This window comes from Conexibacter sp. JCM 18997 (assembly GCF_055391915.1).
Map to the genome: position 1 here is coordinate 4,840,147 of NZ_AP043885.1, position 14,649 is coordinate 4,854,795.

The 14,649-nt window shown below is 75.9% G+C and carries 10 protein-coding genes; 4 read left to right on the forward strand and 6 right to left on the reverse strand.

Features of this window, described 5'->3' with window-relative positions; all coding sequences use genetic code 11:
• The first annotated feature begins 188 nt into the window (after positions 1-188).
• Complete coding sequence (locus ACZ5UI_RS24275) at positions 189-1,253, forward strand: HD-GYP domain-containing protein (RefSeq protein WP_464197870.1); 1,065 nt, start codon at positions 189-191, stop codon at positions 1,251-1,253.
• 1 nt (position 1,254) lies between these two features.
• Here ACZ5UI_RS24275 and ACZ5UI_RS24280 read toward each other — a convergent pair whose 3' ends face one another.
• Complete coding sequence (locus ACZ5UI_RS24280; RefSeq protein WP_464191975.1) at positions 1,255-1,572, reverse strand: PilZ domain-containing protein; 318 nt, start codon at positions 1,570-1,572, stop codon at positions 1,255-1,257.
• 153 nt (positions 1,573-1,725) lie between these two features.
• On the opposite strand from ACZ5UI_RS24280, the gene ACZ5UI_RS24285 reads away from it, so the two are divergent.
• Both ACZ5UI_RS24285 and ACZ5UI_RS24290 read left to right on the forward strand, forming a co-directional pair.
• Positions 1,726-2,682, forward strand: coding sequence for an ATP-binding cassette domain-containing protein (locus ACZ5UI_RS24285; protein ID WP_464197872.1), 957 nt, complete (start codon positions 1,726-1,728; stop codon positions 2,680-2,682).
• Positions 2,679-3,443, forward strand: coding sequence for an ABC transporter permease (locus tag ACZ5UI_RS24290; RefSeq protein ID WP_464191977.1), 765 nt, complete (start codon positions 2,679-2,681; stop codon positions 3,441-3,443). The genes ACZ5UI_RS24285 and ACZ5UI_RS24290 overlap by 4 nt, the downstream gene beginning before the upstream one ends.
• Here the strand turns inward: ACZ5UI_RS24290 and ACZ5UI_RS24295 are convergent.
• Complete coding sequence (locus ACZ5UI_RS24295; protein ID WP_464191979.1) at positions 3,417-6,647, reverse strand: BTAD domain-containing putative transcriptional regulator; 3,231 nt, start codon at positions 6,645-6,647, stop codon at positions 3,417-3,419. The two genes, ACZ5UI_RS24290 and ACZ5UI_RS24295, sit on opposite strands and share 27 nt — an antisense overlap.
• Before the next feature lie 47 nt (positions 6,648-6,694).
• On the opposite strand from ACZ5UI_RS24295, the gene ACZ5UI_RS24300 reads away from it, so the two are divergent.
• Positions 6,695-9,415: an AAA family ATPase gene (locus ACZ5UI_RS24300; protein ID WP_464191981.1), complete on the forward strand. Its 2,721-nt coding sequence runs from the start codon at positions 6,695-6,697 to the stop codon at positions 9,413-9,415.
• On the opposite strand, the gene ACZ5UI_RS24305 is transcribed toward ACZ5UI_RS24300, so the two are convergent.
• From ACZ5UI_RS24305 to ACZ5UI_RS24320, 4 genes are all read right to left on the reverse strand, one after another.
• Positions 9,412-12,126: a helix-turn-helix transcriptional regulator gene (locus tag ACZ5UI_RS24305; RefSeq protein ID WP_464191983.1), complete on the reverse strand. Its 2,715-nt coding sequence runs from the start codon at positions 12,124-12,126 to the stop codon at positions 9,412-9,414. The two genes, ACZ5UI_RS24300 and ACZ5UI_RS24305, sit on opposite strands and share 4 nt — an antisense overlap.
• Before the next feature lie 64 nt (positions 12,127-12,190).
• Positions 12,191-12,922, reverse strand: a complete 732-nt coding sequence (locus tag ACZ5UI_RS24310; protein WP_464191985.1) for an alpha/beta hydrolase — start codon at positions 12,920-12,922, stop codon at positions 12,191-12,193.
• Positions 12,915-13,718 carry an MBL fold metallo-hydrolase gene (locus ACZ5UI_RS24315; RefSeq protein ID WP_464191987.1) on the reverse strand — a complete coding sequence of 268 codons (804 nt, stop codon included), beginning with the start codon at positions 13,716-13,718 and terminating at the stop codon, positions 12,915-12,917. Before ACZ5UI_RS24315 ends, ACZ5UI_RS24310 begins: the two co-directional genes overlap by 8 nt.
• Positions 13,715-14,542, reverse strand: a complete 828-nt coding sequence (locus tag ACZ5UI_RS24320; RefSeq protein WP_464191989.1) for an alpha/beta hydrolase — start codon at positions 14,540-14,542, stop codon at positions 13,715-13,717. The genes ACZ5UI_RS24315 and ACZ5UI_RS24320 overlap by 4 nt, the downstream gene beginning before the upstream one ends.
• Positions 14,543-14,649: the final 107 nt, after the last annotated feature.

Sequence of the window (14,649 nt, forward strand, 5' to 3'; positions counted from 1 at the left end):
ACGCGAATCGGCTGTTGGCGCCTCATCCAATTGGCTCGGTCATGCGGTCCTAATGGCGACCGGGGTTGTCCGTCGGCGTACGGGAAACGGTCCGGGCGCTCATGGATGGGCAGGCTGGATCGATACCTCCTGACGTGCACACCCCACTCGCGACCGACCGCCCAGACACCCCGCCGGCGCCCACAGCGCTGGGCGCCGGGTTCGAGTTGGTCGCGGTCGTCCAGCGCCTGTCGCTGGCTCGCACGATCGCTCAGGTCCAGGAGATCGTCCGGCGCGCGGCCCGCACGCTGACCGGCGCCGACGGAGCCACGTTCGTCCTGCGCGACGACGACCAGTGCTTCTACGCCGACGAGGACGCGATCGAGCCGCTGTGGAAGGGCCAGCGCTTCCCGCTGACCGCCTGCATCAGCGGCTGGGCGATGCTCAACCGCTCGCCGGCGGCGATCCCGAACATCTACGAGGACGACCGCATCCCGCACGACGCGTACCGGCCGACGTTCGTCAAGAGCCTGGTCATGGTCCCGATCCGCTCGACCGCGCCGATCGGCGCGATCGGCGCGTACTGGGCCCGGTCGCGCCAGCCGTCGGTCGAGGAGGTCGCCGTCCTGCAGGCGCTGGCCGACTCGACCTCCAGCGCGCTGAGCAGCATCCAGGTCTACGACGAGCTGGCCAACGCCCGCCGCGAGACGATCACCCACCTGGCCCGGGCCGCCGAGCAGCGCGACGACGTCACGTTCCGCCACACCGAGCGCGTCGGGATGCTCTCCGCGCTGCTGGCCGAACGGCTGGGCCGCAGCCCCGACGAGGTCGAGGTGATGCGTCTCGCCGCGCCGCTGCACGACATCGGCAAGCTCGCGCTCAGCGACGCGATCCTGCTCAAGCCCGGCCGCCTCACCCCCGGCGAGGTGGCGATCATGAAGAGCCACACGACGGCCGGCGCGAGCATGCTCGACGACAGCAGCAGCCACGTCCTGCTCGCCGCCCGGGAGATCGCGCTCAGCCACCACGAGCGCTGGGACGGCACCGGCTATCCCTTCGGCCTGAGCGGCGCGAACATCCCCCTGCGCGGGCGGATCGTCGCGGTCGCCGACGTGTTCGACTCGCTCAGCCACGTGCGCCCGTACAAGCCCGCGTGGTCGGTCGAGGAGTCGATCGCCGAGATCCGCCGGCAGAGCGGCGCGCAGTTCGACCCCATGGTCGTCGAGGCGTTCCTCGCGCTGCGCCGCGACGAGCTGGTCGTCGACGAGGCCTGAGCTACGCCGCCGCCTGGGCCACGAACCGGCCCAGCCGCGCGCTCGCCGCGGCGCTGAGCTGCTCGAAGCGCAGCGCGTAGACGTCATGGCGATGCTGGCGCAGGACCCGCGCCGTGGCCTGCAGGCGCGCGCCGTCGGGCAGCTCGAGGTCGCAGCGCAGCTCCTCGTCGATCCGCAGCGGACGCCGGCAGCGCACGCGCGCGCCACCGACGCCGATGTCGCTCGTCTGCGCGGGCAGACCGCCACCGATCTTCCGGGCCAGCAGCAGCTGCAACTCGGCGTTGACCCGCGGAGACTCCCGCCGGTGCGATGACTCCATGCGCTGCACGGTGCGGGCCGCGGCGCCGGACGTCAAGCGGGGGCGGTCGCACGTCGGACAAGAGCTGGCACACATGCGCTGTGTGCGCGCTGTGCGGGCGCTGTGAGCGGCGGCGCCGATGCTGCCTCCAGAAACCTGAACGTGGAGGCCGACATGGAGTACGTGATCGAGGCCGAGGGCCTCATGAAGCGATATGGGGAGACGCGGGCCCTGGCCGGCGTCGACCTGCGCGCGCGCCAGGGCACCGTCCTGGGTGTGCTCGGCCCCAACGGGGCCGGCAAGACGACGGCGGTGCGGATCCTGGCCACGCTGATCGCCGCCGACGGCGGGACCGCCCGGGTCGGCGGCTACGACGTGGCCCGCGAGGCGCCCAAGGTCCGTGAGACGATCGGCCTGACCGGCCAGTACGCGTCGGTCGACGAGCTGCTGACCGGCAGGCAGAACCTGACGATGATCGGCCAGCTGCTGGACCTCAGCGGCCGGGACGCCAAGGCCCGGGCCCGCGAGCTGCTGGCCTGGTTCGGCCTGGAGGAGGCCGCGGACCGTCCGGCCAAGACCTACTCGGGCGGCATGCGCCGGCGGCTGGACCTGGCCGCCAGCCTGGTCGGCCGGCCCGCGGTGATCTTCCTGGACGAGCCGACGACCGGCCTGGACCCGTCCAAGCGCGAGGAGATGTGGCGGGTCATCCGTGAGCTGGTGGCCGACGGCTCGACCGTCCTGCTGACTACGCAGTACCTCGAGGAGGCCGACGCGCTGGCTGACGAGATCACGGTCATCGACCGCGGCACCGTCGTCGCGCACGACACGCCCGAGGGGCTCAAGCGCGTCGTCGGGGGCCAGCGGCTGACCGTGCGCCCGGCCGATCCGACGCGCCTGGACGAGGCGGCCCGGATCATCGCGGCGATCGCTCAGGCCACGCCCGAGCGGCCGGACACCGGCTCGGTCAGCGTTCCCGTGGACGGCGACGCCGCGCTGGCCGCGGCCGTCGGCAACCTGAGCGCCGCCGGCATCGCGGTGACCGAGCTGTCCCTGCACCTGCCCAGCCTGGACGACGTGTTCTTCCAGCTGACCCGGCGCGACGTCCGCGAGCTGCCGCGGGTGGCCGCATGACCGCGCGCCTGGTTCGCCACAGCAGCGTGCTGGCCAAGCGCTCGCTGATCGGCGTCGTGCGCAACCCCGAGTCGCTGATCGACGTGACGTTGCAGCCGATCATCTTCCTGACGCTGTTCACCTACGTCTTCGGTGGAGCGATCGCCGGCGGCTCGCAGCACGACTACCTGCAGTTCCTGCTGCCGGGCATCCTGGTCCAGACGATCGCCTTCGGCGGCATCGCGATCGGCGTCAACCTCAACTCCGACATCGAGAAGGGCGTCTTCGACCGCTTCCGCAGCCTGCCGATCGCGCGGGCCGCGCCGCTGGTCGGCGCCGTGCTGTCGGACATCGTCCGCTACGTGCTGCTCACGGTGGTGACGCTCGGGTTCGGCTACGTGCTCGGCTTCCGGGCCGCCACCAACGTGCCCGAGGTGGTGGCCGCCTGCCTGCTGGCCATCGCGTTCGCCCTGTGCCTGTCCTGGTCGGCGGTGTACGTCGGCATGCTCGTGCGCACGCCCGGCGCGGTGCAGGGGATCATGTTCCTGATCCTCATGCCGCTGTCGTTCGCCAGCGGCATCTTCGTCCCGACCGACACGCTCCCCGGCTGGCTGGAGACCTTCACCAAGGTCAACCCGATCACGCACCTGGTCGAGGCGATGCGCGGGCTGATGCTCGGCGGCAACGTCGGCACGGACGTCCTGTGGTCGCTGGGCTGGATGGCCGCCCTGCTGATCGTGTTCGTGCCGCTGGCCCTACGCGCCTACGGCCGGCGCGTCTGAGGTGACCGCCTCGAGCCGGGCGACGGCCTCCTCGCGCGTCATCGCCCGGCCGCGCCGGTAGGCGCCCGCGTAGGCGGCGTCGCCCAGCGCCCCGCGCAGCTGGTCGGCCAGCCAGATGACCGCCGGATGGGTCGGGTCGTCGCCGCCGCGCAGCACCGCCGCCGCGCCCAGCACCTCGGCGGCGGCGGTCGGGTCGGCGCGCAGCAGCGCCAGGCGGCTGAGGGCCAGCCCGACCGTGGCCACCACCGGCATGTCGGTCGTGGCCAGCGCGAGCGCGAGCGCGTCGGGCAGGATCCGCTCCGCGCCGGCGACGTCGCCCTCGGCCAGCGTGAGCGTGGCCTGCGCCGCGGCCAGGATCGCCCGGCCGTGGCTGTGGTCCGCGCGCACGCCGTCGCGCTCGGCCAGCCGGTCGAGCGGCGCCTGGAGCACCCGGTGGGCGGCCGCGAGGTCGCCCGCGAGGATCTCCACGAAGGCCAGCTGGGTCTGGGCGAACACGCGGTCGTCGCCGCCGACGTTCGTGCGCTCGATCACCCGCTGGGCCGCCTCGCGGGCGGCGGCGAGGTCGCCGCGGCGCAACGCGACGTCGGAGCGGCGCATCTCCAGGACCCACGTCGCGCCGGACGCGCTCAGCTCGTCCATGACGGCGTACGCGCGGTCGATCGCCTCCTCGGCGCCGTCCAGGTCGCCGATCGCGATGCGCCGCCCCGACTCGATCGTCCGGGCCATCGCCGCCGCCCAGCGGTCGCCCACCGCCTCGAAGCCGCGCAGCGCGCCGGCCAGGTGGTCGCGCGTCTCCTCCGCCTCGCCGAGGTTCTCCGACTTGACCCCGGCGAACAGGTCGATCGCCGCGCGCACCCACGGGTCGGGGTGGCGGCGCGCGGCCTCCATGTAGCGCTCGCTCTTGGCCTCCTCCCGGCCGAACATGGCCAGGATCGGCTTGGCCACGGCCAGGAGCGGGCGGGTGCCGTCGTCGTGCGTCTCGACCGCCAGCAGGTACGCGCCCAACTGCGCCGCCACGTCCGGGTCGTCGGGGTCCCGGTGGCCGTCCTCGCCGTCGGAGGCGGCCAGCACGCCCTCGGCGATGACCCGGTCCAGCGGGTCGGCCTCGCCGGGCACCGACAGGGCGAAGGTCAGCCAGGAGCGTGACTCCTCGCGGCTGCCCGACAGCAGCCAGAACCACAGCAGCGCGACCGTGCAGCGCAGCGCGCCGGCGGCGTCGCCGGTGTCGCCCAGCCAGCGCAGCCCGGCCAGCACGTTGTCGCGGTCGGCGTCCAGGCGCCGGTACCAGGCGAGCTGCTCGCGGCCGCGCAGGTGCGGCTCGCCCGTCACCGCCAGGTCGGTGAACCAGCGCGCGTGGGCGGTGCGGACCGGCTCGACCTCCGCGGCGAGGGCGAGCTGCTCGAGGCCGTACTCCCGGATCGTCTCCAGCATGCGGTACCGCGGCGGCTCGGTCCCGGGCACCACCTGCAGGAGCGAGCGGTCGACCAGCGCGGCCAGCCCGTCGGGCACGTCGGCCGGGTCGATCCCGTCGCGGCCGCAGATGGCCACGGCGCTGTCGGCGGTCGCGCCGGCGAACACGGCCAGCCGCCGGGCCAGCCTGCGCTCGGGCTCGTCCAGGAGCTCCCAGCTCCAGTCGACCACGGCGCGCAGCGTGCGATGACGCGGCAACGCGGTGCGGCTGCCGCCGGTGAGCAGGCGGAAGCGGTCGTCCAGGCGGCGGGCGATCTCCTCCAGCGGCATCGAGCGCAGCCGGGCGGCGGCCAGCTCGATGGCCAGCGGCAGGCCGTCCAGGCGGCGGCAGATCTCGATCACCGCGGGGGCAGTGGCGGCGTCGACGACGAAGCCCGGCCGCACGGCGGCGGCCCGGTCGGCGAACAGGCGCACGGCGGGGTGGGTCAGCGCCTCGGCGGGGGTGGCGCCCGTCTCGGGCAGGTCCAGCGGCGGGACCGGGCACAGGCTCTCGCCGGTGATCGCCAGCGGCTCGCGGCTGGTGGCCACGACGCGCATGCGCGGACAGGCGCCCAGCAGCGTCTCGACCGCCTCCGCGGCGGGCGCGATCAGGTGCTCGCAGTTGTCCAGCACGACGATCGCCTCGCGGTCGCGCAGCACGTCCAGCAGGCGCTCGACGCCGTCGACCGGGCGGCGGTGGCTGGGCCGGTCGACGAGCGCGGAGTCGCGCAGCCCCAGCGCGGCCAGGATCGTGGGGACGATCTCGATCGCCTCGGTCACCGGCGCGAGCTCGACGATCCACACGCCGTCGGGCACGCGGTCGACCCAGCGGCCCGTGGCCTCCCGGGCCAGGCGCGTCTTGCCCGCGCCGCCGGGGCCGACCAGCGTGACCAACCGGCTGCCCGTGAGCAGGTCGTCGATGCGGCCGATCTCGGCCTCGCGCCCGACGAAGCTGGTCAGCGGCGCGGTCAGGTTGCTGCGCTGCTGCGGCGGGGCCTGCACCGGTGGCTGGACGGGGGCGACGTCGCCGCGCAGCACCGACAGGTGGGCCGCTTGCAGCGCGGGGGAGGGCGGCACGCCGAGCTCGTCGTCCAGCGCGGTGCGGACCCGCTCGTAGACGGTGAGCGCGTCGGCCTGGCGACCCGCCGCGTAGAGCGCGGTCATCAGCTGGGCGGCGAAGCGCTCGTTCAGCGGGTGGGTGGACAGCACGCCTTCCAGCTCGGCGACCACCCGCACGGCGTCGCCCAGCGCGAGGTCGGCGTCGATCCGGTCGGCCAGCGCCGCCAGCCGCCGGGCCTCCAGCGCGTCGGCCGCGCTGACGGCGAAGCGGTGGGCGGGGATGTCGTCCAGCGCGGGGCCGCGCCAGAGCGCCAGCGCGTCGCGCAGCAGCTGCGCGGCGCGCGCGTGCTCACCGGCCGCCAGCGCCGCCGAGCCGTCGCGGGCCAGCGCCTCGAACCGGGTGGCGTCGATCGCGTCGGGGGCCAGCGCGAGGCGGTAGCCGCCACCCGCGGTGCCCGGGACCAGGTCGCTGTCGCCCAGCGCCCGGCGCAGCCGGGACACCAGCGACTGCAGCGAGTGGGCGGCGTCGGCGGGCAGCCCGTCGTCCCACACCGCGTCGACCAGCGCGTCGGCGCGCACCGGGCGCCCGGCGTCGAGCGCCAGCCGGGCCAGCAGCGCCCGCAGTCGCGCGCCGCCGACCTCGACGGCCCGGTCGCCGTTCTGCACCTGCAGCGGTCCGAGGATTCCCACGCGCACGCCCCCACTGTCGCACGGTCGCGGGCTCACGTAGGGTCCGCTGCCAGGTGGCGCGGCAGGTCGATGGAACGACGCTGATCGGACGAGCGCACGAGCTCGCGCTGGTCGACGGCCTGTTGACGCGCGGACGCGAGCAGGGCGACGCGCTCCTGCTGCACGGCGACCCGGGCATCGGCAAGTCGGCGATCGCCGCCGCGGCGGTGGCCCGGGCGCGCGCCGCCGGGGCCACCGTGCTGACCACGACCGGCGTTCCGTCGGAGGCCGAGCTGCCGTACGCCTGCCTGCACCAGCTGCTGTGGCCGGTGATGGACGACGCCGACGCGCTGCCCGCGCCGCAGCGCACCGCGCTGATGGCCGCGCTGGGCGCCGAGGCGGACACGCGCGCCGATCCCTACCGGACCGGGCTGGCCGTGCTCGGCCTGCTGGGCGACGCCGCGGAGCGCGCGCCGCTCGTCGTCGTGGCCGAGGACGCGCACTGGCTCGACGACCCGACCAGCGAGGTGCTGGCCTTCGTGGCCCGTCGGATCGAGGCCGATCCGATCGCCGTGCTGATCACCTCGCGCGACGGGATCCCGCGCAGCATCCGCGGTGCCGGCCTGACCACCTGGCGCCTCGGGCCGCTGCGCGCCGACGACGCCGACGCGCTGCTGCGCGCGCTGGACCCCGACCTGGCCGCGCCGGCGCGCAAGCGCATCCTCGAGCAGGCCGAGGGCAACCCGCTCGGCCTGGTCGAGCTGCGCGCAGAGGCGGCCCGGATCAGCGCCGGCGAGCCGCAGCTGCCGACCTGGCTGCCGCTGACCACGCGCCTGGAGCGAACGTTCACCGCTCGCGTCGCCGACCTCCCGCCCGCGACGCGCACGACGCTCCGCGTCGCCGCGCTGACCAACCAGGCCGACGTGGCCGAGATCCTGCTGGCCGCGGGCTCGATCGCCGGCGAGCCGCTGACGCTGGACACGTTCACGCCGGCCGTGACCGCCGGCCTCGTGGAGGTCGACGAGCTCAGCGTCCGCTTCGCGCACCCGCTGATGCGCTCGGCCATCGGGCAGGGCGGCACCGCGGGCGCCCGGCAGGCGGCGCATGCCGCGCTGGCCGACGTGCTCGCCGCCGACCCGGGCCGGGCGATCTGGCACCGCGTCGCGGCCGCCGGCGGGACCGACGACGCGCTGGCCGACGAGCTCGCCGCGGTCGGGATCGCCGCCGGGCGCCGCGGCTCGGTCGTCACCGCCGCCCAGACGCTCGGCCGCGCCGCGCAGCTCACCGCCGACGAGCCGGTGCGGGGCGCCCGCCTGCTCGACGCCGCCGAGCTGGCGCTGGAGATCGGACGCGACGATCTCGTGCAGCGGCTGCTGGCCGACGCCGGGCCGCTGAGCGTGACCGGGGCCGACGTGGCGCGCCGGGGCTGGCTGCAGGAGACCGCCCGGCGGACGGCGCCCGAGCCCGAGTGGTTCACCGCGCACCTCGCGCGCGTGGAGGAGCTGCAGGCCGGTGGCGACGTCGTGCGCGCGTCCCAGGCGCTGCTGACCGTCGCCTTCCGCTGCTGGTGGTCGGCGGTGCCGGACACGATCCGCGCCCGGATCGTGGCGGCCGCGCGGGCGCTGCCGCCGCCGGCCGAGCTGGTCGAGACGATCGTCCTGTCGCTCGTCGCCCCGGCGGCGTGTGGTGCGGAGGTGGCCGAGCGGCTGGAGCGGCTGGAGCCCGACGCGGTGCCGACCGAGCTGCTGCGCTTCGCCGCCGTCTCGGGCAGCATCGTCGGCGCCTTCGAGCGCGGCGCGCTGATCGCCGAGCGCGCGGTCGAGCGGCTGCGCACCCGCGGTCGGTACGGGCTGCTGGCGCCCGCGCTGGTCGGGCGCGCGTGGGCCGGCGTGTTCGCGGGCGGGTGGAGCGCGGCGCAGGCGGCGGCCGACGACGCCCGCGAGGTCGGCCGCGAGACCGACCAGCCGCTGTGGGCGATGTCCGCCACCGCTGCGGCGGGCGCGCTGGTCGCCCTGCGCGGCGCGCCGGACGAGGGCCTGGCGCTGGCCGACGAGGCCGAGCGCCTGCTGCCGCCCGGCGCCGCCGAGGGGATGCGCTCGCTGGTGCACACGACCCGCGGCGTGGCGCACCTGGCCGGCGGCCGGCCGGCCGAGGCCCTGGAGCACTTCCGGTTGGTGCTGGACGCCGGCCAGCCCTGGCACACCGACTTCGTCGCGCGCTGGTGCGTGGCCGACGCCGCCGAGGCGGCGGTGCTGGCCGGCGCGCCCGAGCAGCTGGACGTCCTGATCGCCCGCTTCGCCGACGCGCCCGGGCGCAGCGTCCACCTCGAGGGGTCGCTGGCCTACGCGCGCCTGCTGGGCGCACCCGACGACGTCGACGCGCCGGCCGATGCCGCGCTGGTCGCCTGCGCCGCGCTGCCCGCGCTGCGGGCTCGCGTCCAGCTCGCCCACGGCGTGCGCCTGCGCCGCCAGCGCCGGTCGACGGAGGCGCGGGCCGTCCTGCGCGCCGCCCGCGACACGTTCGCGGCGCTGGGCATGGGGCCGCCCGCGGAGCGCGCCCGCCAGGAGCTGCGCGCCGCCGGCGAGACGGTCCGCAGCGCGCCGGTCGACGCGGCCGAGCTGCTCTCCCCGCAGGAGCTGCAGATCGCCCAGATGGCGGCTGCCGGGCTGAGCAACCGCGAGATCGGGGCGACGCTGTACCTGTCGCACCGCACGATCGGCTCGCACCTGTACCGCATCTTCCCCAAGCTCGGGATCGCCTCCCGAGCCGAGCTGCGGTCGGTCCTGGCGCCCTAGCCCTCCAGCGCCTGGGCGATTGCCCCGCGCGAGCCGATCCCGAGCTTGCCGTAGATGTGCGACAGGTGGGCGCCGACGGTCCGCGGCGAGAGCGACAGGGTCGCGGCGATCTCCCGGTTGCTCAGGCCCCGCGCGGCCATCTGGGCGATCTGCAGCTCCTGGGGCGTCAGGCGGTCGGCGTCCTGCGGCCCGCGGTGCGTCGTTTCGGCCGTCGCCGCCAGCTCGCGCGCCGCCCGCTCGGCCCACGGGGTGGCGCCCAGCGCCGCGAAGATCGCCCGCGCCTGGCGCAGCGGCTCGCGCGAGTCCGACACGCGCCGCGCGCGGCGCAGGCGCATGCCGTGGACGAGCAGCATGCGCGCGTCCTGCAGCGGCCAGCGTTCTCCGGCGGCCCGGGCGCAGGCCCGCGCGTAGGCGGCGTCGGCGTCGGCGTCGTCGGCCAGCACGAGCCGCGCGTGGGCGACCGCGATGCGCAGGGCCGGTGCTTGGGAGGGCGGCAGCTCGTCCAGCAGCCGCGCCACGAGCGCGCGCTCCTGGTCGGTCGTCGCCGCTTCGGCCAGGTCCCCGATCAGGCTCGCGGCGCGCAGGCGTTCGTAGGCCGGATCGGTGGGATCGAACGGGCGCTGCAGGTGACCGAAGGCCTCGGCCGGACGCCCGGCGCTGAGCGCGAGCATGCCGCGGGCCTGCTGGACCAGCGCCAGCACGGCCGCGGCCCGCGCGGGCACCGCCACCCGCTCAGCGGCGGCGGCGTGCTCCGCCGCGGCGGCCTCGTCGCCCCGCAGTGCGCAGACGAGCCCCAGTGCGCTGCGCGCGACCGCGCTCCACATCGGCTGGCGGACCTGGACGCTGAGGCGATCGGCCTCCGCGGCCTCCCGCTCGGCCCGGTCCCAGTCCGACAGGCTCACACGGGCCCAGGCCGACAGCGCCAGCGCCGGCCCGAGCGTCGTCAGGCGCCCCTGGGCGCGCAGCCCGTCGACGGCGCGGGCCAGCAGGTCGACGGCGCGATGCGGGTCGCCGGTGACGATCGCCGCGTGGCCGAGCAGCAGCTGCGTGTCCGGGGGCAGCGCGTCGGGCGCGTGCGCGCTCAGGCCGGCGAGGATCTCCTCCTCGTGCCCGCGCGCGTCGAGCGCGGCGAGGATGGACAGCCGCGTCGGATCGAGCGGGTCGTCCGCGATCTCGGTCGCCGCGGCGAGGACGACGGCCGCATCGTGCCCGCCGCGGCCGAGCGCCTCCAGCTCGCCCGCCGCGTGCCACAGCAGCCGCAGCGCCAGCGCCCGGTCCCCGCCGGCCGCCGCCTCGCGGGCCAGGCCGGCCAGCGTCTGGGATCGACGCTGCTCACCGCGCGGCGCGCCGGTGCGCTGACGCAGCGCGGTCAGCCGCCCGCGGGCCACGGGATCGAGCCCGTCGGCGGCCACGCCGTCCAGCAACCGGTCGCTGAGGGCGACGCCGCCGAGCTCGTAGGCCAGCTCGGCCGCGGCAACCAGGCGGCCGTCGCGGATCGGGCCGCTGGGCGTCAGTCGGGCGGCTCGGCGCAGGGCGGCCGTGGCCCGCGCGAAGTCGCCGCGATCGCGGGCCCGCAGCCCCGCCGCCTCGAGCGCATCGGCCAGGCCCTCGTCGACCCCGGCGGCGCCGACCACGCGATGCCAGGTCGCGCGGTCGGGCTCCTCGGCGGCGACCGTGGCGGCGAAGGCGGCGTGTGCCGCCTGGCGCTGGGCCGGTGTGGCCGAGCGGCGGATCGCCGCGCGGCTGAGCGGGTGGACGAAGCTCAGCTGCGGCCCGTCGAGCACGACGAGCCCGGCGTCCACCGCGGGCGTCAGGGCAGCGGCGGTCAGCGGACGGTCGGCCAGCGCCGAGGCGGTGTCCAGCACGGGCGCGATGCGGGCGCCGTCGTCCAGCGCGGCCACGAGCAGCAGCAGGCGCGCGTCGGCGGGCAGGTCATCCAGCCCGCCCGCGAAGGCCTCGGCCAGCCGCTGCGTCAGCGGCGCCCACGACGCCAGCAGCGCGCCGTCGTCGGCGTTCGCCATGGCCAGCGGCAGCTCCGACAGCGCCAGCGGGTTGCCCGCCGCCTCCTGCAGGACGCGCTCGCGCACGAAGCCCGGCAGGTCGGGGGCGCGCGCATCGACGAGCGCGGCGGCGCAGGGCTCCGGCAGCGGCCCCAGCGTGCGGGCGTCGGCGTCGACCTCGGCCAGCGGATCGACGCCGTGGGTCCCGACGAGCAGCGCGACCGGCTCGTGCGACAGCCGGCGCGCCAACAGCCCGAGCACCGCGACCGTGTCGTCGTCCAGCCACTGGGCCTCGTCGACGCAGACCAGGACCGCTCCGGCGCGGGTGGCCAGCGACACGAGCGCCAGCGTGGCCATCGCCACCCGGAAGCGGTCGGTGGGCGCGTCGCTCAGGCCGAAGGCGGCGTGCAGCGCAGCGCGTTGGGGCGCGGGCAGCGCCTCGATCGCCCGGCGCATGGGGCGCAGCAGCTGCTGCAGGCCGGCATAGGCGAACGCGCGCTCGGCCTCGACACCGGCGACGCGCAGGACGAGCATCTCGCGCTCGGCGGCCTGGACGGTGGCCACGTCGATCAGCGCGCTGATCCCGCAGCCGCGCGGCCCCCGGAGCACGAGCATCGCCGTGCCCGTGGCGGCGTCGTCCAGCAGCCGCGCCAGGTGGGCGAGCTCGTCGTCGCGGCCGAACAGCGCCGCCGTGGTGGGCGCGGCCTCCATGCCGGCGAAACGATGACCGATCCGGGCCCGTCGCGCACGCGGCTGGTCCAGCAGGGCGCGCGGCTCAGCCGCCGTTGCCCCGGGCGGCATCGGCGATCACCTCCGCGATCTCGTCCGGGCGCACGCGGGCGATGGCGTGCGACCCGTCCAGCTCGACGATCCGGGCGCCCGCTCGTTGGGCCATGAAGCGCTGGATGTCCGGGGGGATCAGCCGGTCGGCGCCGGCCACGACGTACCAGCTGGGCCGCGTCCGCCAGCCCGGCGCGGCCGGCGCGGGCTCCTCCAACGCGCCGGCCACCACCGGACGCTGGCTGGCGGCGGCGACCGCCGCGTCGTCGGTGGGCAGGTCGCCGGCCACGATCTCGTGGAACGCGTCGCGCCGGATCGCCGCTTCGACCGTGGTCGGCCCGTCGTCGCGCTGGACGATCGCCGGTTGCAGCGCCTCGATCGGCCGCGGGTCGGGCGAGCGGCCGATCAGGTCGATGCAGCTCTCGCCCTCGTCGGGCACGAACGCGGCCACGTAGACCAGCGCGATCACGTTCGCGCAGGCGGCGGCCGTCACGCCGATCACCGCGCCCGCGTAGCCCTGGCCGGCCAGCAGCACCGGCCCGTCGATCGCCGCGGCCAGCGACGCGACGTAGGCGGCGTCGCGGCGCAGGCCGCTGAGCGGGTTGGCGACGGCGACGGCGTCGATCGTCCGCCGGCGCAGCGCCGCGATCACCCCCGTCCACAGCGACGTGTCGGCGAACGCGCCGTGCACGAGCAGGACCGACGGGGTGACGCGGCGGTCAGGCATCGAGCTGCGCGCCGAGCTCGACGGGCTCGCCGATGGGGATCCAGCGCACCCGATCGCGCACGTCGGCGGGCGCGCCGGCCAGCGCCTGCTCGACGTCGGCGCGGCCCTGGCGGAAGTGCTTCCAGCCCTCGTAGTGGATCGGGACCGCCTGGCGGGGCTTGATCAGCCCGATCAGCTCGATCGCGCCCTCCGCGGTCAGCGTGTAGTGCAGTGGCCCGGTGACCGGGAACTGCACGCCGCCGAGGTGCAGGACCGCGGTGTCGATGTCGAACCGGTCGGCCACCGAGCGCACCCCGTCGTACAGCACGGTGTCGCCCGAGATCCACAGCACGCCGTCGGTCTGGCCCTCCCAGCGCAGCGCGAAGCCGATCACCTGCCCCACGATCGGGCGGCTGCCGGGCGGTCCGTGCCGGCACGGCGTGGCGGTGATCTCCAGCGTCGGGCGGCCCGGCGCCTCCAGGCGCGTGGTCTGCCAGTCGGCCAGGCCCCGGGTCGTGCCGCCCAGCCGTCCGGCGCCGGCCATGGTGGTGATGACCACGTCGGCCGACGGCAGCAGCGCGCGACCGGCGGGATCGAGGTTGTCGCCGTGGTGGTCGTGCGTCAGCAGCACGGCGTCGATCGGCAGCAGGTCCTGCGCGGCGATCGCCGGCCCGGCCAGCTTGACCGACGACGTCCCCCAGCCGAAGTTGTACTTCTGGCCGGGGGCGTCGAACGTCGGGTCGGTCAGCAGGCGCCAGCCGCCCACCTCGATCAGTGCCGTGGGACCGCCGATGTGGGTCAGGCGCGCCTGGCTCACGCCGCGGCCACCGGCTGCCCGGCGTGCTCGACGGCCCAGTCCAGGGCGGCGTCGGCGATCGCGTCCCAGCCGTCCAGGCCGACCATGAAGTGCGGCCCCTCGAACTCGATGCGCTCGGTGATCGTGCCCGGCGCCTTGTAGCGCTTGAGGTTGGACTTCTGCACGCTCGGGGGCATGATGTGATCGCGGTCGCCGGAGATGAACAGCAGCGGTGCGCGGTCGGCGTTGTGGTAGTCGACCCAGGTGGCCTGGTGGCCGGGCTTGACGTTCGCGGTCACGCTGTCGAACAGGATGCCGCCGTTGGCGGGGATCGCGTAGCGCTCGTATGCGGCAAGCGAGACGTCCTCGTCGACGCCGTTGGTGAACGCGTACTGGAACTGCTCGTGCGTGAAGCCGACGGCGCGGTGGCGGTTGGCCGGGTTCTTCAGCACCGGGAAGGTCGAGTGCAGCTGCGACCACGGCGCCACGAGCACGCCCTCGGTCGGCGCCGAGTTGATGGCCACGCCGGCCGCGCCGAAGCCGTGGTCGAGCAGGATCTGGGTGATGGCGCCGCCGGCCGAGTGGCCGATGATGATCGGGTTGCTGTCCAGCTCGCGGATGCAGTCCTCGAAGTGCGCGACGATCCCGGGGAGCGTGACCTCGGCGATCGGCGTCGGGTCGGCGTTGAGCGCCTCGACCTCGACCTCGAAGCCGGGATAGGCCGGGGCGATGACCTTGTAGCCCTTGGCCTCGTAGTGGGCCACCCAGTGCTCCCAGCTGCGAGGAGTCATCCAGAAGCCGTGCACGAGGACGATCGTGTCGGGCGTGAGGCGGTCGGCGGGCATGACGGGGTCCTTTCGGAGAGGAGCGGCCTTGACGTTGTCCACCTTCGCGGGCCGCCGGGGCCGTGGCATCGGTCGGGTGACTGCACGCGCGCCGCGTACGTGCCGTC

Bases quoted from the DNA above. Each gene is read 5' to 3' on its own strand.
- ACZ5UI_RS24285 (WP_464197872.1), top strand. From the start codon at position 1,726: ATGGAGTACGTGATCGAGGCCGAGGGCCTCATGAAGCGATATGGGGAG.
- ACZ5UI_RS24310 (WP_464191985.1), bottom strand. From the start codon at position 12,922: ATGCCTGACCGCCGCGTCACCCCGTCGGTCCTGCTCGTGCACGGCGCG.
- ACZ5UI_RS24290 (WP_464191977.1), top strand. From the start codon at position 2,679: ATGACCGCGCGCCTGGTTCGCCACAGCAGCGTGCTGGCCAAGCGCTCG.
- ACZ5UI_RS24305 (WP_464191983.1), bottom strand. From the start codon at position 12,126: ATGGAGGCCGCGCCCACCACGGCGGCGCTGTTCGGCCGCGACGACGAG.
- ACZ5UI_RS24280 (WP_464191975.1), bottom strand. From the start codon at position 1,572: ATGGAGTCATCGCACCGGCGGGAGTCTCCGCGGGTCAACGCCGAGTTG.
- ACZ5UI_RS24320 (WP_464191989.1), bottom strand. From the start codon at position 14,542: ATGCCCGCCGACCGCCTCACGCCCGACACGATCGTCCTCGTGCACGGC.